Raw genomic sequence first — 19,213 nt, forward strand, 5'->3', positions numbered from 1 at the left:
TCGTGGCAGGCTTCGGATTTCGCGAATGTGCGACCCATGACAGTCTCGCCGACGCGCTTCGGCAGGCCTGGGCGGCGCCCACGGTCGCCTGGTTCGCCACGGCCGAGGACAAGGCCGATCACCCCGCGCTGGTAGCGCTCGCGGCCGAGCGCGGGGTTCCGATCCGCGCCATCCCGGCTGCGAATCTCGAAGCGCAGGACACCAAGACGCACTCGGCCCGATCGCTCGCGGCCCGGCGCTCCGGCAGCGTCGCGGAGGCGGCGGCGCTCGCCTCGCTCGGCGCCGGCGCGCGGCTGATCGCGCCGCGCGTGATCTCGGGCGACGGCTGCGCGACCTGCGCGCTGGCATGGAAGGACACGAAATGACCGTTCACTTCATCGGCGCCGGGCCCGGCGCGCCGGACCTCCTGACGCTTCGGGGGCGCGATCTCATCGCCGCCTGCCCGGTCTGCCTGTTCGCCGGCTCGCTGGTGCCGCCGGCGGTCCTGGAGCACTGTCCCGAGGGCGCCCGCGTGGTGAACACCGCGTCGATGGACCTCAACGGCATCATCGCCGAAATCGAGGCGGCCGAGGCGCGCGGGCAGGACGTGGCGCGGCTCCATTCCGGCGACCTGTCGGTCTGGTCGGCCATGGGCGAACAACTCCGGCGGCTCGACGCGCTCGGCATTGCCTACACCGTCACGCCGGGGGTGCCGGCGTTCGCGGCGGCGGCGGCGGCCCTCGGGGCGGAGCTGACGCTGCCCGAGGTCGCGCAGTCGGTCGTCCTGACCCGCACCCCCGGCCGCGCCTCATCCATGCCCGAGACCGAGAGCCTCGCGGTCTTCGCCGCAACCGGTGCGACCTTGACGATCCACCTGTCGGTGCAGAACCTCGCCGCGGTCGTGGCCACGCTGACGCCGCACTATGGCGCCGACTGCCCGGCGGCCGTGGTCTACCGGGCGAGCTGGCCCGACGAACAGGTCATCCGAGCGCCCCTCGCCGAGCTACCCGAAACGGTCGGCGCGGACATCACCCGCACCGCTCTGATCCTCGTCGGACGGACGCTCGGCGCCGGCGACTTTGCCGAAAGCCGCCTCTATGCCGCCGACTACGACCGGCGCTACCGTCCGCAATCTGCGGAGAGCCCCTGGGCGGGCTGGACGGACGACACCGGCTCGGCCGGCGGCCAGGGAGGTGCGGCATGACCGACTGGCCTCCCGGCCTCCTCATCTCGGCGCCGGCCTCGGGTACCGGCAAGACCACGGTGATGCTCGGGCTGCTGCGCGCGCTGGCCGAGGACGGCCTCGAAGTGCAGCCGTTCAAGTCCGGGCCGGACTACATCGACCCGGCGTTCCACCGAGCGGCTTCCGGGCGGGCGTCGTTCAACCTCGACACCTGGGCGATGGACGGCGCGCTTCTGGACGCCGTCGCCGCACGCGCCGACGGCGCCGACCTGTGCATCGGTGAGGGTTCCATGGGGCTCTACGACGGAGTGGCGACCGAGGGCCTGTCGGGCTTCGGCTCGAGCGCCGAGACCGCTGCGCGCATGGGCTGGCCGGTGGTGCTGGTCCTCGATGTCGGCGGGCAGGCGCAATCGGCGGCGGCGACGGCGCTCGGTTTCGCCTCCTACCGCCCGGACCTGCCGTTCGCAGGCGTCATTCTCAACCGCGTGGCAAGCCCCCGGCACGAGCGCCTCACCCGCCTCGGGATGGAGCGCGCCGGTCTGCCGGTGCTCGGCGTGCTGCCACGCCGCGGCGACCTGACCCTGCCCGAGCGGCACCTCGGCCTCATCCAGGCGGTCGAACATCCCGATCTCGAGACCGCTATTGCCGGCTACGCCAGCTTTCTGCGCGCGCATGTAGACCTCGGCGCGATCCGGGACGCGGCCGGCGGCGGCGCGGCGCATGGCGCCCGCGACCTGCCGCCGCCGCCAGCGCGGCGGATCGCGCTGGCGCAGGATGCCGCGTTCTCGTTCACCTATCCGCACATCCTCGATGCCTGGCGCGCCGCCGGCGCCGAGATCCTGCCGTTCTCACCGCTCGCCGACGAGGCGCCGGCACCGGACGCCGATCTCGTCTGGCTGCCCGGCGGCTACCCCGAGTTGCACGCGGGCACGATCGCCGCGGCGCAGCGCTTCCTGATCGGCCTGCGTCGCCACGCCGAGACCCGGCCGGTCCACGGCGAATGCGGCGGCTACATGGCGCTCGGCGAGGCACTGATCGACAAGGAGGGCACGCGCCACGCGATGGCGGGGCTTCTCGGCCTCGTGACCTCCTACGAAAAGCGCAAGTTCCACCTCGGCTACCGGCGCGCGGTGCTCGAGGTGCCGATGCCGGGCCTCGGCGCCGGGGCGGCCTTGCGCGGGCACGAGTTCCACTACTCGACCATCCTCGAGCAGCCCGACGCCCCGCTCGCCCGCGTCGCCAATGCCGACGGCGAGCCGGTGCCTGAGACCGGCTCGCGGCGCGGCACCGTCACCGGCACGTTTTTCCACCTGATCTCGACGGAGGGCGCATGGCGGGCCTCGTGAGTTTCGTCGGCAGCGGGCCGGGCGACCCCGAGCTCCTCACGCTCAAGGCAGTCGACCGCCTACAGCGCGCCGACGCGGTCCTCTTCGACGACCTGTCCTCGGGACCGATCCTGAGCCACGCCCGCCCCGGCGCGGACCTCGTCGGGGTCGGCAAGCGGGCCGGCCGGCCGTCGCCGCGTCAGCATCACGTCTCGCGACTGCTCGTCGACTACGCGCGGGGCGGGGGTCGGATCGTACGGCTGAAATCCGGCGATGCCGGGATCTTCGGACGGCTGGAGGAGGAACTGACGGCACTCCGGGCCGAGGGAATCGCGCACGAGATCGTGCCCGGTGTGCCGTCGGCCTGCGCCGCAGCGGCGGCGGCTGGTCTGCCACTGACGCGCCGGCTGACTGCGCGGCGGGTCCAGTTCGTCACCGGCCACGACGTCACCGGCGAGCTGCCCGAGGAGATGAACCTCGCCGCTCTCGCCGACCCGGCCGCCTGCACCGTGGTCTACATGGGCAAGCGGACCTTCCCGAGGCTCGCAGCGCTCCTCATGTCGCACGGTCTGCCCGGCGCGACGCCGGCGCTTCTGGCCGAGGGCGTGACGACTGTCGGAGAGGCCCTGACCCGGTCGACCGTGGCGCGGCTCGCCGAGCGGTTGGCGGACACCCGCAGCGAACTGCCGGCGCTGATCCTCTATGGTGCGCTCGCCGACGAGGCCGGGCATGGGTGACCTCTGGCTGATCGGCATCGGCACCGGCAACCCCGACCACGTGACGCTCGAGGGACGGCGCGCGCTGCGCGACGCCGCGCTCGTCCTGGTTCCGCGCAAGACCAAAGGAAAGGACGACCTCGCCGAGCTGCGCCACGCGATCCTTGCAGGCGCCGGGGCGACCGCCGAAGTCGTCGAATTCGACATGCCGGTGCGAGACGAGAGCCTGCCCTACGCCGCTCGCGTGCATCGCTGGCACGACGAGATCGCCCGCCGCTGGTCCGCGGCCATCGCGCGCGCCGGCGTCTCCGGCCCGGTGGCGCTGCTCGTCTGGGGCGATCCGGGCCTCTACGACAGCACGCTCCGGATCGCGGACCGCCTGTCGCCGGCGCCGCGGGTGCGGGTCGTTCCGGGCATCACCGCGCTGCAGGCGCTGACCGCGGCCCACGCGATCCCGTTCAACACGGTCAACGGCGCGGTCACGGTGACCACCGGCCGAAGCCTGCGCGACCACGGCTGGCCCGAGCCGGCCGAGAGCGTCGCAGTGATGCTCGACGGAGCCTGCAGCTTCCGCGCCCTGTCGCCCGTGGGACTGACGATCTGGTGGGGCGCGTTTCTCGGCATGGACAACCAGATGCTCGAGGCCGGCTCCCTCGCCGAAGCCGGCCCGAGGATCGTCGAGACCCGCGCCGCGGCGCGCGCCCGGCACGGCTGGATCATGGACACCTATTTGCTGCGGCGGGCCCAGGAGTGACCGCGCGGCTGCACCTCTGCGCCTCCTGCGAGGGCTCGGACCTGCCCGCTTTGCGCGCGGCGCTCGAGGTCTCCGGCCTCGACGTGGCGCTGCGCTCGGAACGCTGCCTGAACGGCTGCGCCGCGCCGGTCTCCATGGCGCTGCAGGCGCCGGGCCGGGCGACATATTTCTTCGCCGGTATCGACCCCGCCGGGGACGCTGCCGACATCGTCGCGACCGTCCGCCTCTACCTCACCGCGCCGGCGGGATGGATCGAGGACGCGCGCGGCTGCGGCCGGGTGCGCTTCTGCCTGAAGGGGCGCGTGCCGGCGCTCTAGTTGGCGACCGTCACCACCTGCTCGACCGGTACGTCGCCGACCGCCAGCGGCCGGTGATCGTTGGCGTTGAGAGTAACGCGCAGCTCCACGTCTCCCGCCGGCAGCTCGGCGAGGTGGGTCCAGGCCCCGTAGATCCGGGCGCGTTTCTGGCCGTTGACGTATAGATGTGCGTGGCCCTCGCCGAGCACGTGGGCGCCGCTCGCGCTGAGCGGAGCGAAGGCGAAGCCGGTGGTCGCCAGGTGCAGGTTCCAGCCGGACGCGGGGTCCGGTTCGACCGAGACGTCGAGCGTCGGCGCCTGTGCATCGCTGGGCAGCGACAGCTGCGTGGCGTGGTCGTGGCGCTCCGCCATGCTCGTCTGGTGGCCGGCCACGTGGTGGGCCGGGTCGCCGTGATCGTGGCCGTCGAGCGTGATGCCGTTGGCGGCGGCGACAGTGAAGCCGAGGCCGCCGCCAAACATCAGCCCGATCAGCAGGAGTGGAATGGACCGATCCATAATGTGTCTCCGCGGTGCGGGCCACTGGGCGGCGGCGCCGCCCGGTGACCCGCATATTTCAGCTGTCAGGCAGGCTGTGCCGCGGCGTCCCGCCCCGCGGTCTCGCGGGCCCAGAAGTGGCCGGCGAAACCGCCCAGCATGACCCAGGCCGCCATGCCGACGCCGAAGGCCCGCGCCGCGAAGAGCGCGCCGATTTCGGTCGGAACCGGGCCGGTGAAGACCTCGGGCTCCGGCGCGCCGACCAGGTGCGGCGCGGCAAGCAGCACCACGGCTGGCCCCCAGGCCGCCCAGCCGCGCCCGAAGGCGACCAGCCAGAGCGCCACCGCGGCGGCCAGAACCGTGGCGAACCACCAGACCTGCCGAAGTCCAACGTCGGCCGCGGCCACGCCGGGCACCTCCGGCGCCAGCGTGAAGCCCGGCGCGAAATGCACGACGATGAAGCCGCAGAGGCCCCAGATCAGGCCGGTGCGCGCGCCTATCCGGGCGCCACGCTCCTGTGCGAGCGCCATCAGCGGCACGAGGATCAGCGCGTAACCGGAGTAGATCATCATGGTGAAGACGATGCTCAGACCGTCGCGGACCGGGCTCAAACCGCCGAGATCCTGCTCCGCCGGCACGGTGGAGTCACCGCCGAAATGGACGAGTTCACCGCCCTCGTAGAGTTCCGCGTGCAGCAGAACTGGTTGCACGAACACGAGCTGCAGGAGGGCGGCAATCAGCCCCGCGGCAGCACCAGCGAACAGCGCGCTGGTCAGAATGCGTGTGAACATCGGCTCAGTGGCAGGGAAAGCCGGTGGCGTGGCGAACGTCGTGAGCGGCGTCGTGCAGCGTGTCCGCCTGCACGTGGCCGGTCACCACGATCATGCCGAGACCGATCAGCGCGGCGAAGATTCCGGCGCCGAGAAGCCCCGTCCGCGACGGCGTCGCGGTCGTCGATTGTACGTTCATGTCTTACTCCTTGCCATCTCACCCGAGGGCATTGCGGTTTCTGTGACGGCAGGTCTCCTGGCTTGCGGGTCGTCGCGTCGGGTCGGCCTTCCCGGTTTTCACCAGTGGCGTGTTCGACCCTGCTGTCCGCTCACAGTTGCGGGGGCAGCTGCAGCCTCGGCGCGTCGCGCCTCACTGCATTCCCTCTTTCCTCCGGCGGGTCACCCACCGGAACCGTTCACAGGTTCGTCATGGCAGATCGCCCGCGCCGCGGTCAACGATAAACCCGGGCGGTCACTCCGGCCCGGTGATCCAATCCTCGAAACGGGCCCGCGCCCGGGCCGGCAGGTCCCGCGGCAGGTCGGCCGTCGATGCCTCGGCGTCGCCCACCTCGATCAGCATGACCATGCCCATGCCGAAATGCGGCGAGCACTTGATGCCGTAGACGCCCTCGGCGTCGAGCGTCACCTCGATCTCTTGGTCGATGTTGCCGGTGAAGGGCGCGGCGCCGTCGGGGATCATCCCGTCGATCGTCGCGGCGTTGTGGCCGGGATCGGTTGCCACGAAGCGCACACTGTCGCCGGGGGCGATGGAGAACCGCGAGGGTACGTACACCATCGCGCCGGCGGTGCCGCGCGTGCGCATCTCGACCGTGTGTATCTCGGCCATCGCCGGGGCAGACGAAAGCGCGAGGGCGATCATGGCTGTGCGAACCGTCATGCCGGTTGCTCCGTTCTTTGGAATCTCAGGAATTGCACTCCGTCCTCTGGATCGGTCAACACGCGCGCAGAAACTGCGAAAGCGTCGCGCAGCCGGTCCGGCGTCAGCACCTCGGCCGGCGAGCCGAGCGCGATCAGTCGGCCCCGGTGCATCAGCGCGAGCCGGTCGCACTCCATGGCCTGGTTGAGATCGTGCAGTGCCACAACGGTCGTCGTCGGCAGCCCGCGCACAAGCGCGAGGATCGACAGCTGGTGGTGGATGTCGAGGTGGTTGGTCGGCTCGTCCAGCAGCAGGATTCGCGGCTCCTGCGCGAGCGCGCGCACGATGTGAGCACGCGACGCTCGCCGCCGGACAGCGTATGCCAGGGCCGGTCGGCGAACCCGGTCATCCCGACGGCCGCGAGCGCATCTGCGACGATCTGCGAGTCCGCCTCCGACCACGGCCGCAGAACCGAGAGCCACGGCGTCCGGCCGAGCTCGATCGCGTCACGCACGCTGATGCGGTCGCCGGTATCGGCCTGCTGTTCCACCAGCGCGATGACCGGCGCGATCTGTCGCTGCGACACCGTCTCGAGCCCATGCGCTCCGAGGACGACGCGACCCGCGGTCGGCGGCCGGATGCCGGCGAGCATCTTCAGCAGCGTCGACTTGCCCGAGCCGTTCGGGCCGATAAGCCCCAGGGTCTCGCCCTCCTCCACCCTCAGCGACACGCCCTCGACGATCGGACGGCCGCGCACGGACCACCCCAGACTTTCGCAACTCAGCATCATCGCGCCGCCCTCCCGCGGACGAGAGTCAGCGCGAAGGCCGGCGCGCCGACAAGCTCGGTGATGACCCCGATGCGCAGCACCTGCCCGGGCACCAGGACGCGCGACAGGATGTCGGATGCGATCAGGAAGACCGCCCCCGCAAGCGCCGAGGCCGGCACCAGGCGCGCATGCCGGACGCCGACCACGAAGCGCATCGCGTGCGGGATGACCAACCCGACGAAGCCGATGGAGCCTACCATCGAGACCATCGCTGCGGTCACCAGCGCCGCCAGTCCGATCAACAGCACCTGCACCCGGCGCACTGCGATTCCGAGCGACGCGGCGCTGTCGGCGCCGAAGGTGAACGCGTCGAGTGCGCGGACGTGCCAGAGACAGGCGCCCAGCCCCAACAGCGCCGCCGGGACGGCGAGCCAGACGTCCTCCCATCGGACCCCGGAGAGGTTGCCCATCAGCCAGAACATGATTACGCGCGCCTGCTCGGCATTGGCGGACTTAGCGATTATGAAGGCGGTGAGCGCGTTGAAGAGCTGCGACCCGGCGATGCCTGCCAGCACGATTACGCCCGCAGCCTGAACGCTGGCGCCGCCCCCCGCCGCCCGTGCCAGCGCGGCGACGAGAAGGAAAGCCAGCGCCGCCCCGGCAAAGGCGCCGGCTGAGAGCGACACGACGCCGGCCCCGACGCCTGCGACCGTCACCACGACCGCGCCGGTGGAGGCACCGGCAGAGATCCCGAGCAGGTAGGGGTCCGCCAGCGCGTTGCGCAAAAGCGCCTGCAGCACCACCCCGGAGAGCGCGAGTCCCGCTCCGCAGCACGCCGCCACCACCGCGCGGCTGACCCGGTAATCCCAGACGATGCCCGCATCGATGCGGCCGACGGTATATTCGGTGCCGAAGAGCTTGTTGCCCAGCACCTGCAGAACGGTCGCGACCGGGATGCGCGTCTCGCCGATCGCCGCGCCTGCGACGAGCGCAGCGAACAGCACCGGGGGCGCGATCCACCCCCAGTGGAGGCGCTGCCGCGCCGCCGGCCATGCCTCGGCCTGCATCATGCGCCCAGATCGAAGCCGACGAGCGCCTCGGCCAGGGTCTCGAGTCCAAAGATAGTGCGCATGGTCGCGCTCATCGCATGGGCGTCCATCACCACGATCCGGCCCTCGCGCACCGCCGTCATCTGGCTCGCCACCGGGTCATTGCGAAGGAACTCCAGTTTCTTCTCAATGTCGTCCGCGGGAAAGCGGCGGCGGTCCATCTTGGCGATGACCAGCACCGTCGGGTCGGCTCGAGCGATGGTCTCCCAGCCCACGGTCGGCCATTCCTCGTCCGAGTCGACGACATTCTGGATCCCGAGCTTCGACATCATGTAGCCCGGCGCGCCCTTCTGCCCGGCCATGTAGGGGTCGATCTCGAGGTCGGCCGAGGAGAACCAGAATGCCGCCGAAATTCCCTCTGGTAGTTCGAGCGCCTCGGCCTGCGCGATGGCCTCCGCCTCGCGGCCCTGCAACTGGCTGACCAGGTTCTCGCCGGCGCTCTGAACATCGAAGATCTCCGCCAGCTCGCGGATGCCCTTGTAGATCGACCCAGTTGCGAACGCCGAGGTCCGGGTGCCGTCGCCACCGGTCGTGTTGTCCTTGGTGTCGCAATCGGCGGGCAGGACGTAGGTCGGAATGCCGAGATCGTGGAACTGGTCACGCGTGCCGACGATGCCGTTTGGGCCGACATGCCATTCGTACTGAACTGCGACGAGGCCCGGCGCCTTGTTCGCAACGCTCTCGAAGCTCGGGTCGTTGTCGGCGAGGCGCTCGATGTCCGCGTTGACCTCCTCGAACTGCGGCAGCACCGGATTGAACCAGACCGACGTGCCCGCGACCCTCTCGGCAAGTCCGAGCGCGTAAAGGATCTCGGTCGCCGACTGACCGACCGTGACGGCGCTGTCGGGCGCCGCGTCGAAGCCGACGGTCTGGCCGCAGTTCTCGATCTCGAGCGGGTAATCGGTGGATTGTGCGTGGGCGGGAAGGCCCGCGAAAGCGATCAGCGCCGCAGGCGCGGCGAAGCGAGTGAACATGACTGTCTCCGGATTGCTGGAATCCGGGCGTTCGGGCTGTGAGGCGATCTGAATGCGCCGAACGGCAGAGGGCGGCTGTCCACGGAACGCGGATCCGGCGTGCGGTCTGGAACGGTCATCGGCATCCTTCCCCCGGGCAACCCCGCCCGGTGTTACGGTCTGACGCCGGCAGGTCTCCTGACTGGCGGGTCGTCGCCGATCCGGCCTTCCCGGGCACGGGCCCAGTGGCATGTTCGGACCGAGGCTCGCCGCCTACAGTTGCGGGGGCAGTTCCGTTTCGCATCCCGCAGGGCGCGGGAGGCGGCGGATTCCCTTTTCATCTCCTCTCGGAGAACCGACCTGGGCAGAGGGCACGAATGCCCCCTGCCCGTAAAGCGGCCGTTCCGGTCCGGGGAGGCCGATTGCGCAGAATTACGGCGGGCCACGTGGTTGCTGCCCGCCAGAGAGGCTCAGGCAGCACGCATCCGGCGCAGGCCGAACAGTGCCAGTTCGATGCAAGCGACGACGACCAGCGATAGCCCGACGAGCGGGAAGAAGATGCCCGCGGCGACTGCGATAACGAGGATGCCGCGCGGGATTCGCCAGTCCTCCGGAACCGTCGGAGCGCCGAGGCCGCCGGCCGGGCGGCGCTTCCACCACATCACCACGGCCGACACCGCCATCAGCACCATCGCCGCGCAGGCGAGCGCCAGCACCACCTGGTTCGCCACGCCGAAGGCCTGCCCCTTGTGGATGCTGACGCCCCATTCCGCCGCCCGGCCGAGCGCGCCAAGATCGGCGAGCCCCATGTCGAAGAGGATCGCGCCGCTGTACTGGTCGAGGTGGATCACCCGCTCCTGGCTGATGTCGTCCGGGTAGACCGAGGCGGTGAACACGCCCTCCGGCCCGGACGGCATGGTGAGCGCGTAGCCCGGATGGATGCCCGCGGCCTCGACGGTCGTGACCACGGTGTCGATCTGCGCTGGCACTCCTCCGGACGCGCCCGAGTGGCGGCGCGCCGCAAGCATGTGATACAGTCGTGTCCTTACATCTCGGGGCCCTCCCAGCCGTGGTTCTTAGCGTCGGCGTCCTGTAGAGCGCCCGAGTTCCCCGCAAGTTGTTCACGGGTCAGCCGCTGCCAAGCCGGATCGGGCTCGCCGGACGAAAACTTAAAGACGACCTCCTCCGCACCGTCTTCGACAACGAGGTATTCCACCGCTTCCCGGCCACGCCGAAAAAAGACGCGTCGCGGTCCTCCGCAAATTTCTCGCACGAGGCCTAGCGTCACTGCGAGCCAGTCCGCTCGCGAGCTGGCGGCAGGCCGAGCATCTCGATTATGTGGTCGATCCTCGAAGCCATCTCTGCCTGGGACGCCGCGTGCCGGGCGAGCGCTTCCGTCATGCGTCGTTCCACGGTCTCCAAGTCGTCCAGCGTCGCCGCCCCTGCCAACCTCGGTGCCGCCTCTCCCATCAAGCGGGTCGCGCTGCTCATCGCGCGCTCGACGCGTGAGAGCTGCTCGATGATGTCGTCCAGGCGGTCCGCCAGGGATCCGTCGGTCCGGCGTTCGAGGAGCGTTTCGAGAAGCTCGATCAGGCGTTCGATGCGATGGTTGACGTGATTTGCGTCGGATGAGGTCGTCACAGGTATTCTCCAGTTCGAGTGCGAGGTTTGTCAGGGATTCCGACCCGAGCGCGGTGAACGCCCGGGCCAAAAGGAGGTCGGATAGCGTCGTCACAAGCCGGTTGATCAGGCGACCGACCAGAGAACGCCGCGCGCCGCCAGACGTCAGCAGCGGCGTCCGGCCGTCGAGTAGCTCTGCAGGATCCGATCGAACAAAGACTGGCAAAGTCCCGCTCCCTAGGTGGCGATTGAACTCCGCCCGGCGTCTATGCGCTTCGGCGAGCTTGGCCGGAGCCGCGGCGATCTCTTCCTGACGTGCCACCATGGCATCGAAGGGATCGATCGCATTCTCCGCACCGTCGCCGAGCGCAACGCCACGGAAGGTGACTCGAGGTCCCCGCCCGTCGATCGGCCCGCATGTGATGTCGGTGCGCGACTGGCTCGTGACCGCCCAGCCGTAGGGTCCGAGACCCGCGTTGACGCGCGCGACGATGTCGTAGCGAGTGGGGAGACCCGCCGCGGTCGCTTGGCGGCAGAGCGACCAGGCCCGGTAGCGCGGGTCGCTCTGATCCACACCGACCCTCTCGCCACGCTCGGCCCGCCGCATCAACTCGGCGGCCGCTTTGGCCATCCAACTGGGTGGCGTAATATGTCGCCGCCGCATCGGGCAGCGCGGGTCCGCCCAGCCGTAAGTCGCGTTGACGACATCGGTGTAGGCATCCCAGTCGTCCCGGCTCGCGCGTCCGGGCGGATGAGGATTGATGCTTCTGAGCTGATCCCCGGGAAGTCCGACTGCACGAGGAAGGAGCACGTTGAGCTCGAGACGTCCAAGATGCGTGTGCGTCGATGCGAGGACCGGCGGTCGTGCGGCGCCCGGCACGCCGGCATAGGCCATCTCGACCAGCAGTCGCAGGGCACCGGAAACAGCGCTTCGTGACGCGAAACCCCCTTCATTGAATCTCCGGACATCGAACTCGTCAGCCGAGAAACTCAACACGCAGGACCGATAGCGCGCTCGGAACGGCAGAGCGTCGATATAAGCACCGACTAGAGATGGAGAGCCGAGCAGAATTTCCGGCGCGGGATCCCGCACAGCGATCACCGATCGACCATTAATCTGTTTCCGAACGCGCACGTCCAAGAAGTAACCGATCGCGCAAGAGGCAGGTCCGCTCTGATATTTTGACCACGTAAGGATCATCGACCACCACTCCGTCCTGCACCGCCATCCGCGACGGCCGCAGCGATGTCTTCGAGCCACGCGGCGACCCGGTCGAGAGCATCCGCAAGTTGGAGGTGGTCGAGTGCGGCGTCGCGCCCTGCGATGCTGTCCGAGATTTCCGTCAAAGTTTGGTAGTATCCAGTCAAGAGACGGATCGTATCGGCGTCGAGATGGCGTGAAGTGTGTTCAGGGCGCGCAAGCGCCGCCTCGACGAGATACGCCGACATTGAGAGCTTGGCCGCCTCGGCCCTTTCGCGCACGATTTGCCATTCCATTTCGGTCGCGTGAATCCTGCGCGGCTTCGTTGCGCTCTCACGATTTCGACGATGTCCCATGCTCCAGCTCCTGTCCTACGGGTCCGCCCGAGGGGCCTCGCTCCAGAGCGACGGACCACCAATCACCGCTCCTCGGATTATCGAGAAAGGATGACCTCGCCGGCGAGCTTTACGCGGTGAGGCGATTTCCGCTGCCGTGCTCCCGAACGAAGAGCGGTGGAGCGGATTCTTCATTTTCGCCAAGCTCTTAAAGACGCCGAATGGTCCGCCCAGCCATGGTGTCGGTCATTGACGGATCACTCGATAATCATGCGATCCGGCGCAACGCATGGCGGCACGCCATAAAGTATTTCGCGGGAAGTTGATGGGTCAGCGGGACCACAGGACTTGCCTGGTGGCCCCTCATTCGGCTCAGACGTCGGACCGCGCGCCCGCAACATTCGGGCGGACCGCAGGGCGAGCCCCCTTCGCGCAAACCTTGGCGGCATCAATCTGCTCGCTCATGCTGCCAAGAATGCCGAACACAGACTGCAATGCCTCCTGCAACGCGCGCCTCCGTTCGACTTCACCCTCAAGGCACTCGCGCTCTGCCGTCTCGAGCGCCTCGATCACCCGGCGGCGGATGTCCTGCAGGGCGAGCAGCGGCTCATCGGTGGCATCAAGCTCGGCATGGATCGCAGCCACGATCACGGCCTCAAGCGTTTGTTTCGTTGCGCTAGCGGCCGCTGCTCAACGTCGATCTTGAGCGACCGCAAGATGCGGGCGAGGCGATCGTTGCCGACAGGCCCATCAAGGACCTCGCGGATCTGCTTGTTCCTGGGCCACTCACCGTGCTTCTTGCGGGAGGCAAGGATCGCCGTGCGACCTTCGGTGTCGGTCTTGGTCGGCGTCTTGGGCATGTCTCGTCGTCTCCGTTGTCTACCAGTGACGAGATACGCGCCCAGATTTGGCACTTAAGGGCGGCGGCGAGGTTATCCACATGTCCGTGTCAAAGACCGATCCGAGCATCGACAATTGATGTTCCGCGCGTTGCATCGACACCGATATCCATCAGGCCGCCCCCGCCAGTTCGATCGTGCTGGCGCCGGCGCCGCGGCGCGTGACGCGCACCTGGACCGGGATACGGTCCTTCATCGCTTCCACGTGGGAAATCACGCCGATCGTGCGGCCCTGCGCCTGGAGCGTCTCGAGGGCGTCCATGGCGATGTCGAGGTCTTCCGCATCGAGTGACCCGAACCCCTCGTCGATGAAGAGCGTCGCGGCCAGGCCGCCCTGCCCGCCCATCTGCGACAGGGCCAGCGCCAGCGAGAGCGAGACGAGGAAGCGCTCGCCGCCCGACAGGGAGCGCGTGGAGCGGACCTCGTCGCCCATGTCGCCATCGACGATGTGCAGCGCCAGGTCCTCGCCACCCTGCATGAGCCGGTAGCGCGGCTTGAGATCCGCGAGGTGCAGGTTGGCGCGCTCCACGAGCAGCGAGAGCGTCACGGCCTGGGCGATCTGTGCGAACTTCCCGCCCTGTTTCGAGCCCACGGCCTCGTTGACCGCGCGCCAGGTGTCGCAGGTCTCCTTTGCCGCCCGGATCTCGGCGTCGAGACCCTTGAGGTGCTCGCGCAGCGCGTCGTCGGCCTTGAGCGCCTGCGCGATCGCGCCGGTCCGCTCGCGCATCTCGTCGCGGGCCTCCTCGCGCGTCGCCTTGGCGGCACGCAGGTCAGGCTCGGCCTCTTCGGGCAGACCCTTGTCGAGGCGCTCCTTCAGGTCGCCCTGGCGGGCGGCCAGCGTGGAGACCGCGCCGGTCATCGTCTCGTCGATCGACTTGAGCTTGTCGCGGAGGCGCGTGACCTCCGCCGCGCCCTTGCCGAGCAGGACGGCCAGTTCTTCACGGCCGAGCCCGGCCTTTTCGAGCTTGGCATCGAGATCGGCCTTGGCCTCCGTTTGCTCTGTCCGGGCCGGCACCAGCGCATCGCTCGCCGCCTTGAGGCGAGCGTCGGCGCCGGATTTCAGGCTGCGGGCCTCGGACAGGGCCGTCGCAAGGCGCTCCTTTTCCTCGGACGCCTTCAGGCGAGCCTCGTTGTGCCGGGTCCGGTGCGTCTCGGTGTCCTCGCCGCCGAGCATCTCCGCCCGCTTGGCCTGCAGCTTGTCCAGCGCGTCCGTGCGGTCTTTCTCGGCGCGCATGGCGGTATCGAGGTTCGACTGCGCCGACGTGACCGCCGAGCTCGCCGAGGCGATCTTCGGCGCGAGCTCGCGACGCGTGGCCTCGGCCGTGTCCCGGCGAGAGATCTGCGTGGTCCACCACTGGACGACGCTATCCAGCTTGCCACGCACGCCGACAGGATCCGCATCGAGCTTCTCGGGCGTCACGTTGACCGCGGCCAGCGCCGGCGAGATCTCGCGGTCGATGTCGGCGATCCGGCGCACGGCATGGGCCGCCTCCTGGTCTGCGAGCGAGGCCGCCGATGTCTTCTCCGAGACGATCCGGGCCTGCGCCTCGTGCTTCGGAGCCCGGGTCTCGATCGCCCCGGTATGGGTCTGGACCGCCTTGCGGGTCTCCTCGAGGGCCGTGCGCAGACGCGCCTGCTCGGCAATCAGCTCAGAGATCTCCGTCCGCCGCGCGGCGAGCTTGCTGGTCAGGGCGGCAAGCGCCTCCTTGGCGCCGGCCGGGCTCTCAGGAAGCTGGGTCAGGCCGCTCTCTAGCGTCTGGTGCCGCGCCTCGTCGAACGCGCATTCCGCGTCGCCGATGGCCTTCCCGGCAGTGTCCCGCACCTCGGTGGCCGTCTTGATCGCCAGCGCGGCCGCATCGCGCGCCCGCGCCGCGGCATCAAGATCCCGACGAGCCGTCTCGAGGGCCCGGCGCTCGGCCTCGAGCTGCTGGCGCATCTCGCGCGCGATGCGGCTCAGGGCGTCGTCGGCCTCCACGGGATGGGTCTTCGATCCGCAGACCGGGCACGGCGCCTCCGGCTCAAGGGACCGCCGTAGCTCTGCCGCCATGTCGGACGCCGCCGCCTCGGCGCGGTCGACCGGTGCCTGCAGCGCCGCGATCGCGGCATCCGCGCGGGCGATCTCTTTCTCGGCCTTGCCGTGTGCGTCTGCCGCGGAGCCCTGTTTTGCGGTCTCCTCGGAGATGCGTGTCTCGGCGGTCGTCTTCCCGGTGGTCTCCTCGTCGTGCGCCCCGGCGGCCCGGGTCATGTCCTTCAGACCCTGTTCGCCCTTCGTCAGCCGGTCCATGCGGGCCTGGGGGTCGTCCTTCGAGATCTCGTCGAGACTGGACTGCGCTTTCTGCCGTGCGGCCTCCAGCTCGGCGAGCTTGGCGCGATCCGCACCGTCGGCGGTGGTCAGTGTCGCGCGGCGCTCTTCGGCGTCCGCGGCCTCCTTGCGCGCCCCGATCGCTCTTTTCCGGGCACCGCTTTCTGTCTTCCGTGCCTCGGTGCGCTCATCGAGCAGTGCCTGGATCTGGGTCCATCGGTCGGCGAGGAGGTGCGCGTCCGGCGCCCGCTTCATCTGTTCAAGCGCGCGTTCGATCGCCTCGGCGGCTGTCTTGTCCTGACCCTGAAGCTCGTAAAGAGATTTCGCGGCGCTCTCCTGGAGGGTTGCCATCTCGGCGCGGGACCGGCCGGCCGTTTCGGCCTCGCCCTTGGCCGCGACGATCAGCTCATCGAGCTTCGTGGCTTCCGTCCATTGCGGCCCGAACGCCTTGAAGACCCGCTCGGCCTCCTCGGCGCCGGTGACGGCCGTCCGGTGCGCCTCCACGGCTTTCTCGAGGGCCTCGGCCAGCAGGGTCTGTTCGTCTGTCGCAGCCTTTTCCTCGCGCTCGAGATCGCTCACCGCCCGGTCGGCAGACAGGGCCCGGCCCTGCTCGCTCTTGAGGCCAAGCGCGGTCTCGATCCGCCCAAGCGTAGTGCGATCGTCTTTCGCCGCCTCCACGGCCGCACGTGCGTCGCGCTCGGCGGCCTCCGCCTTCGCGACACGAGACCGCGCTTCGGTGACGGCCACGTGGACCTGGATCTTCGCCTCGAGGCCGGCGATCTCGGCGAGGGTCGCCGCAATCTGCTTGCCGAGGGTGTCCGCTTCCTCGCGCATGGCCTGGCGGGCCTCGTCGGCCAGCGCGTTCGTCGCCGAGCGCTTCGTCTCGAGCGTGGCGAGCGCGGCCTTCGCCTCCTCGTGGCGCGCGTAGATGCGCCGTGAGATGTCGCGGTAGATGCCCGTCCCGGTCACCTTCTCGAGGAGCGCGGCGCGCTCGGGGGTATTCGCGCGCAGGAAGGCGTCGAAATCGCCCTGCGCCAGCAGAACGGTGCGGCGGAATTCCTCGTAGGCGAGGCCCGTGATCTCCGTCACCCGATCGCGCACGGCGTTGATCTGGCTTTCGATGAGCGTGTCGTCATCGACCCGGGTCAGGGCCCGCTCGACGTTCTGCAGCCGCCCCTCGGCCTTGCCGCGGGCGCGCCGCGCGGTCCAGCTGGCGCGGTAGGTCATCCCGTCGGGCGCCCGGAAGGCGACCTCGGCGAAGCCCTGGGCGGCGCCACGGCGCAGGATGGCGCGCGGATCGCTCGACTTGATGAATTCCCCGGCGATGTCGGGCACGTCGTCGTTCACGCCCTGGCTCGAGAGCCGTGGGCAGCTGCCGTAGAGCGCCAGGCACAGCGCATCGAGGATCGTCGACTTGCCGGCGCCGGTCTTGCCGGTGATCGCGAAGAGACCCGCCGAGCGCAGCGGCTCTTCGGTCAGGTCGATCTCGAACGTGTCGGCAAGGCTCGCGAGGTTCGCGCCGCGGATGGTCAGGATCTGCATGTCACTCTCCCACCGAGGCTTCGCGGAACGCGGCGATGTGGCGGTCTTCCGGTGCCGTGCCGTTGACCTTCTCGAAGGCCGGGCGGAACAGCGCCTCGGGGTTGGTGTCGCCGAGCGATTGCAGCTCGGGCGCCGCATCCTCGTTTGCCGCGTCGCGCTGCACGCGGATCCCCGCGGGCCGCACCGGCGCCGCGGCGAGCAATTTCTCGGCCTCACCCAGAAGAACCGCCGCGGGCCCGGTCGCCTCCAGGTTCACGTAGACGAAGGGCTGCAGGCCGCTCGACGTATCGGGATCGAGGTCCAGGTCATCGAGAGCCGCCTTGAACTCCGCGAAGGTCATGGTGCCGCGCTGCGGGAAGCGCAGCATCTCCGCGGGCCGCGCGATCGGCACATGCGTGTGTGAAATGACGCTCCCCTCGATCTCGAGGACGGTCACGCCGTGGTCGTAGCCGGCCTCCGCCGCCGAGAGCGGAAAGCACGAGCCCGAGTAGCGGATCCGGCCGCCGAGCGTCTGGTGGCGATGCAGGTGGCCGAGCGCGACGTAGTCGAACGCCTCGGGAAAAACATCTTCGGGCAGCGCATGCTCGCCGCCGATGAGGATGCGCCGCTCGGCCCCCTCGCTCTCGGTCGCGCCGTGGCAGTGCAGGTGCCCCATGGCGATGACAGGCAGGTCGCCGGCGGTCTCGCGGGCCCGTGCCGCCATCATCGCGTGAAAGCGGCGCGCCGCCTCGACGATGGGCGAGCCGCGCCCCTCGCCGGCTGCGAAACTGAGGCCGGGCAGGTCCGGCGCGCGCAGGAACGGGATGGCGCAGACCCAAGCGCGCGGCGCGCCGTCAGGGCCCGGCAGCGGGACCATGTGCCGGTCGGCCAGGATCTCCTCGCCGTCGCGGCGCACCGTGGCGAAGACATGGACATCGAGGCTTTCGAGAATGGCCGACGGCGCCTCGAGGCGGCCGGCGGGATCATGGTTGCCGCCGGTGATGACCGTGCGCAGCGTGGGGCGCGCATCCTTGAACCGGCGCAACGCCGAGTAGAGCAGCCGCTGGCTGTCGCCCGAGGGGTTGATGCCGTCGAAGACATCGCCCGAGACCAGCAGCACGTCGATCTCTTCACGGGTAAGGATGCCGCAGAGCTCGTGGAGCCACACGCGGTGCTCCTCGTCCCGGGACCAGCCGTTCAGTGTCTGGCCGATATGCCAGTCTGCCGTGTGAAGGATGCGCATGCTTCTTGATCCCGAGTTATCTTTTACTACAGATCCGAACGGCCGATAACGAAACGGCGGAGCACCCGAGGGTTCCTTCACCAAAGGCTTGTTGTGACGGGATTTGTCACGGAAATCGGCCAGTTTGTCACGCCCTGTGACACCCGGTGTGACACTATTAACTCACTGAATATTCGAACGAATATCTCTTTCTATCTATCTGTGTCACGGAATAGAGAAATATGTATTCACGTGCGCGCACCCACGCGCACGCACGCACCTACGCACGCAATACTCATTCGGGCGTGACGCGTGACAAGAAGTAACCAACTGATATATTTCGACATTCGTGTCACGGGTTGCTTTTGCTTCGTTGAAGCGTGACGGCCCAAGGTAGACGAAGACCGACTTCTCTCACGGTCCGGTAGGGCGAATGATCATCTTTCCCGCCCCGACCTCTCATCGAACCCGTCTGGTTCGCGGGCGCGTGTCACATAGCGACCGATGTCTTGTTGTTCTTGGCTTGCTCAAAGCAGCGGCCCGACCGACCGAGGATCGCCGCCTATATGCACCTATCGTTCGCTCGCCTCGAAGCGGACCCTTATCTTCGCTCCGCAGAACTCTGCATAGGTTTTTAACGACCTAAGGCTCGGGAGTTCTCCCGAAGGGGCTTCAATCGCCAAAACCTCGTCCAGGCTCAGGCCACTCGCTTCAGCCAACTGCTCGACGGTCAACCGGCGGATCTTTCGCACTCGCCGCGCTTCCAACGCTATTTCGCGCTTGTCTTCATTGAGGATCAGCTGCTCTTCGACGTCCGGGCGCGTTTGCCTGAGGCGATCTCTGATCACGCCCATGGTCATCCCCTCCGAATTCATTGTGACCGGTTCC

At 68.9% G+C, this 19,213-nt stretch carries 20 protein-coding genes, 1 pseudogene and 2 riboswitches; of the genes and pseudogenes, 6 read left to right on the forward strand and 15 right to left on the reverse strand.

The features are described from left to right. The first annotated feature begins 2 nt into the window (after window positions 1–2). Genes BMX29_RS17735 through BMX29_RS17760 form a run of 6 tightly spaced genes read left to right on the forward strand, consistent with a single transcriptional unit; the run spans window position 3 to window position 4,274 of the window. Entirely contained in the window at window positions 3–365 is a 363-nt protein-coding gene (locus BMX29_RS17735; protein WP_342342400.1) for a cobalamin biosynthesis protein, read from the forward strand. Continuing rightward, entirely contained in the window at window positions 362–1,183 is an 822-nt protein-coding gene (gene cobM, locus BMX29_RS17740; RefSeq protein WP_092815535.1) for a precorrin-4 C(11)-methyltransferase, read from the forward strand. The genes BMX29_RS17735 and cobM overlap by 4 nt, the downstream gene beginning before the upstream one ends. After that, complete coding sequence (locus BMX29_RS17745) at window positions 1,180–2,508, forward strand: cobyrinic acid a,c-diamide synthase CobB (protein ID WP_092815538.1); 1,329 nt, start codon at window positions 1,180–1,182, stop codon at window positions 2,506–2,508. The genes cobM and BMX29_RS17745 overlap by 4 nt, the downstream gene beginning before the upstream one ends. After that, a complete protein-coding gene (gene cobA, locus BMX29_RS17750; RefSeq protein WP_092815541.1) occupies window positions 2,493–3,224 on the forward strand; it encodes a uroporphyrinogen-III C-methyltransferase in 732 nt (243 codons plus the stop codon). Before BMX29_RS17745 ends, cobA begins: the two co-directional genes overlap by 16 nt. Further along, window positions 3,217–3,957 carry a precorrin-6A synthase (deacetylating) gene (gene cobF, locus BMX29_RS17755; RefSeq protein ID WP_092815544.1) on the forward strand — a complete coding sequence of 247 codons (741 nt, stop codon included), beginning with the start codon at window positions 3,217–3,219 and terminating at the stop codon, window positions 3,955–3,957. The genes cobA and cobF overlap by 8 nt, the downstream gene beginning before the upstream one ends. Further along, window positions 3,954–4,274, forward strand: a complete 321-nt coding sequence (locus tag BMX29_RS17760; protein ID WP_244889276.1) for a DUF1636 family protein — start codon at window positions 3,954–3,956, stop codon at window positions 4,272–4,274. The genes cobF and BMX29_RS17760 overlap by 4 nt, the downstream gene beginning before the upstream one ends. Here BMX29_RS17760 and BMX29_RS17765 read toward each other — a convergent pair. The 15 genes and pseudogenes from BMX29_RS17765 to BMX29_RS17835 form a co-directional block, all read right to left on the reverse strand. Then, window positions 4,271–4,768: a hypothetical protein gene (locus BMX29_RS17765; RefSeq protein WP_092815547.1), complete on the reverse strand. Its 498-nt coding sequence runs from the start codon at window positions 4,766–4,768 to the stop codon at window positions 4,271–4,273. The genes BMX29_RS17760 and BMX29_RS17765 overlap by 4 nt on opposite strands. 65 nt (window positions 4,769–4,833) lie before the next feature. After that, window positions 4,834–5,538, reverse strand: a complete 705-nt coding sequence (locus tag BMX29_RS17770; RefSeq protein ID WP_092815550.1) for a CbtA family protein — start codon at window positions 5,536–5,538, stop codon at window positions 4,834–4,836. A 4-nt stretch (window positions 5,539–5,542) separates the two neighbouring features. Further along, window positions 5,543–5,716 (reverse strand): CbtB domain-containing protein, encoded by a 174-nt coding sequence (locus tag BMX29_RS17775; RefSeq protein ID WP_092815553.1) that lies wholly within the window; start codon window positions 5,714–5,716, stop codon window positions 5,543–5,545. 30 nt (window positions 5,717–5,746) lie between these two features. Next, a riboswitch (cobalamin riboswitch) is annotated at window positions 5,747–5,950 on the reverse strand. Between the two features lie 39 nt (window positions 5,951–5,989). Continuing rightward, the gene (locus BMX29_RS17780; protein WP_092815555.1) at window positions 5,990–6,415 is read right to left on the reverse strand and encodes a pseudoazurin; all 426 of its coding nucleotides are present in this window, start codon (window positions 6,413–6,415) and stop codon (window positions 5,990–5,992) included. Beyond that, window positions 6,412–7,184, reverse strand: a pseudogene (locus BMX29_RS17785) (ABC transporter ATP-binding protein). The gene BMX29_RS17780 and the pseudogene BMX29_RS17785 overlap by 4 nt, the downstream one beginning before the upstream one ends. Continuing rightward, window positions 7,181–8,233, reverse strand: a complete 1,053-nt coding sequence (locus BMX29_RS17790) for a FecCD family ABC transporter permease (RefSeq protein WP_092815558.1) — start codon at window positions 8,231–8,233, stop codon at window positions 7,181–7,183. Before BMX29_RS17790 ends, BMX29_RS17785 begins: the two are co-directional and overlap by 4 nt. After that, on the reverse strand, window positions 8,230–9,246 hold the full coding sequence (locus tag BMX29_RS17795) for an ABC transporter substrate-binding protein (RefSeq protein ID WP_092815561.1): 1,017 nt from the start codon (window positions 9,244–9,246) through the stop codon (window positions 8,230–8,232). The genes BMX29_RS17790 and BMX29_RS17795 overlap by 4 nt, the downstream gene beginning before the upstream one ends. 150 nt (window positions 9,247–9,396) lie before the next feature. Next, window positions 9,397–9,600: riboswitch (cobalamin riboswitch) on the reverse strand. Between the two features lie 95 nt (window positions 9,601–9,695). Next, window positions 9,696–10,253 carry a PepSY-associated TM helix domain-containing protein gene (locus BMX29_RS17800; RefSeq protein WP_092815564.1) on the reverse strand — a complete coding sequence of 186 codons (558 nt, stop codon included), beginning with the start codon at window positions 10,251–10,253 and terminating at the stop codon, window positions 9,696–9,698. Between the two features lie 256 nt (window positions 10,254–10,509). Beyond that, window positions 10,510–10,866, reverse strand: coding sequence for a hypothetical protein (locus BMX29_RS17805; protein WP_092815566.1), 357 nt, complete (start codon window positions 10,864–10,866; stop codon window positions 10,510–10,512). Between the two features lie 1,176 nt (window positions 10,867–12,042). After that, the gene (locus BMX29_RS17810) at window positions 12,043–12,402 is read right to left on the reverse strand and encodes a plasmid mobilization protein (RefSeq protein WP_139197079.1); all 360 of its coding nucleotides are present in this window, start codon (window positions 12,400–12,402) and stop codon (window positions 12,043–12,045) included. A 351-nt stretch (window positions 12,403–12,753) separates the two neighbouring features. After that, entirely contained in the window at window positions 12,754–13,026 is a 273-nt protein-coding gene (locus BMX29_RS17815; RefSeq protein WP_139197081.1) for a hypothetical protein, read from the reverse strand. Window positions 13,027–13,028: 2 nt separating this feature from the next. After that, entirely contained in the window at window positions 13,029–13,241 is a 213-nt protein-coding gene (locus tag BMX29_RS17820; RefSeq protein WP_092815575.1) for a hypothetical protein, read from the reverse strand. Window positions 13,242–13,392: 151 nt separating this feature from the next. After that, on the reverse strand, window positions 13,393–17,124 hold the full coding sequence (locus BMX29_RS17825; protein ID WP_092815577.1) for an AAA family ATPase: 3,732 nt from the start codon (window positions 17,122–17,124) through the stop codon (window positions 13,393–13,395). Between the two features lies 1 nt (window position 17,125). Further along, window positions 17,126–18,346 (reverse strand): exonuclease SbcCD subunit D C-terminal domain-containing protein, encoded by a 1,221-nt coding sequence (locus BMX29_RS17830; RefSeq protein ID WP_092815580.1) that lies wholly within the window; start codon window positions 18,344–18,346, stop codon window positions 17,126–17,128. Between the two features lie 551 nt (window positions 18,347–18,897). After that, complete coding sequence (locus tag BMX29_RS17835) at window positions 18,898–19,179, reverse strand: hypothetical protein (protein ID WP_139197083.1); 282 nt, start codon at window positions 19,177–19,179, stop codon at window positions 18,898–18,900. Window positions 19,180–19,213: the final 34 nt, after the last annotated feature.

Source organism: Roseivivax marinus (genome assembly GCF_900109705.1).
GTDB lineage: Bacteria > Pseudomonadota > Alphaproteobacteria > Rhodobacterales > Rhodobacteraceae > Roseivivax > Roseivivax marinus.

Coding starts and splice junctions, on each gene's coding strand:
- BMX29_RS17790 (WP_092815558.1), bottom strand. CDS start 8,233: ATGATGCAGGCCGAGGCATGGCCGGCGGCGCGGCAGCGCCTCCACTGG.
- BMX29_RS17830 (WP_092815580.1), bottom strand. CDS start 18,346: ATGCGCATCCTTCACACGGCAGACTGGCATATCGGCCAGACACTGAAC.
- BMX29_RS17745 (WP_092815538.1), top strand. CDS start 1,180: ATGACCGACTGGCCTCCCGGCCTCCTCATCTCGGCGCCGGCCTCGGGT.
- BMX29_RS17770 (WP_092815550.1), bottom strand. CDS start 5,538: ATGTTCACACGCATTCTGACCAGCGCGCTGTTCGCTGGTGCTGCCGCG.
- cobF (WP_092815544.1), top strand. CDS start 3,217: ATGGGTGACCTCTGGCTGATCGGCATCGGCACCGGCAACCCCGACCAC.
- BMX29_RS17810 (WP_139197079.1), bottom strand. CDS start 12,402: ATGGGACATCGTCGAAATCGTGAGAGCGCAACGAAGCCGCGCAGGATT.
- cobA (WP_092815541.1), top strand. CDS start 2,493: ATGGCGGGCCTCGTGAGTTTCGTCGGCAGCGGGCCGGGCGACCCCGAG.
- BMX29_RS17775 (WP_092815553.1), bottom strand. CDS start 5,716: ATGAACGTACAATCGACGACCGCGACGCCGTCGCGGACGGGGCTTCTC.
- BMX29_RS17835 (WP_139197083.1), bottom strand. CDS start 19,179: ATGGGCGTGATCAGAGATCGCCTCAGGCAAACGCGCCCGGACGTCGAA.
- BMX29_RS17765 (WP_092815547.1), bottom strand. CDS start 4,768: ATGGATCGGTCCATTCCACTCCTGCTGATCGGGCTGATGTTTGGCGGC.
- BMX29_RS17780 (WP_092815555.1), bottom strand. CDS start 6,415: ATGACGGTTCGCACAGCCATGATCGCCCTCGCGCTTTCGTCTGCCCCG.
- BMX29_RS17820 (WP_092815575.1), bottom strand. CDS start 13,241: ATGCCCAAGACGCCGACCAAGACCGACACCGAAGGTCGCACGGCGATC.
- BMX29_RS17795 (WP_092815561.1), bottom strand. CDS start 9,246: ATGTTCACTCGCTTCGCCGCGCCTGCGGCGCTGATCGCTTTCGCGGGC.
- BMX29_RS17825 (WP_092815577.1), bottom strand. CDS start 17,124: ATGCAGATCCTGACCATCCGCGGCGCGAACCTCGCGAGCCTTGCCGAC.
- cobM (WP_092815535.1), top strand. CDS start 362: ATGACCGTTCACTTCATCGGCGCCGGGCCCGGCGCGCCGGACCTCCTG.
- BMX29_RS17800 (WP_092815564.1), bottom strand. CDS start 10,253: ATGCTTGCGGCGCGCCGCCACTCGGGCGCGTCCGGAGGAGTGCCAGCG.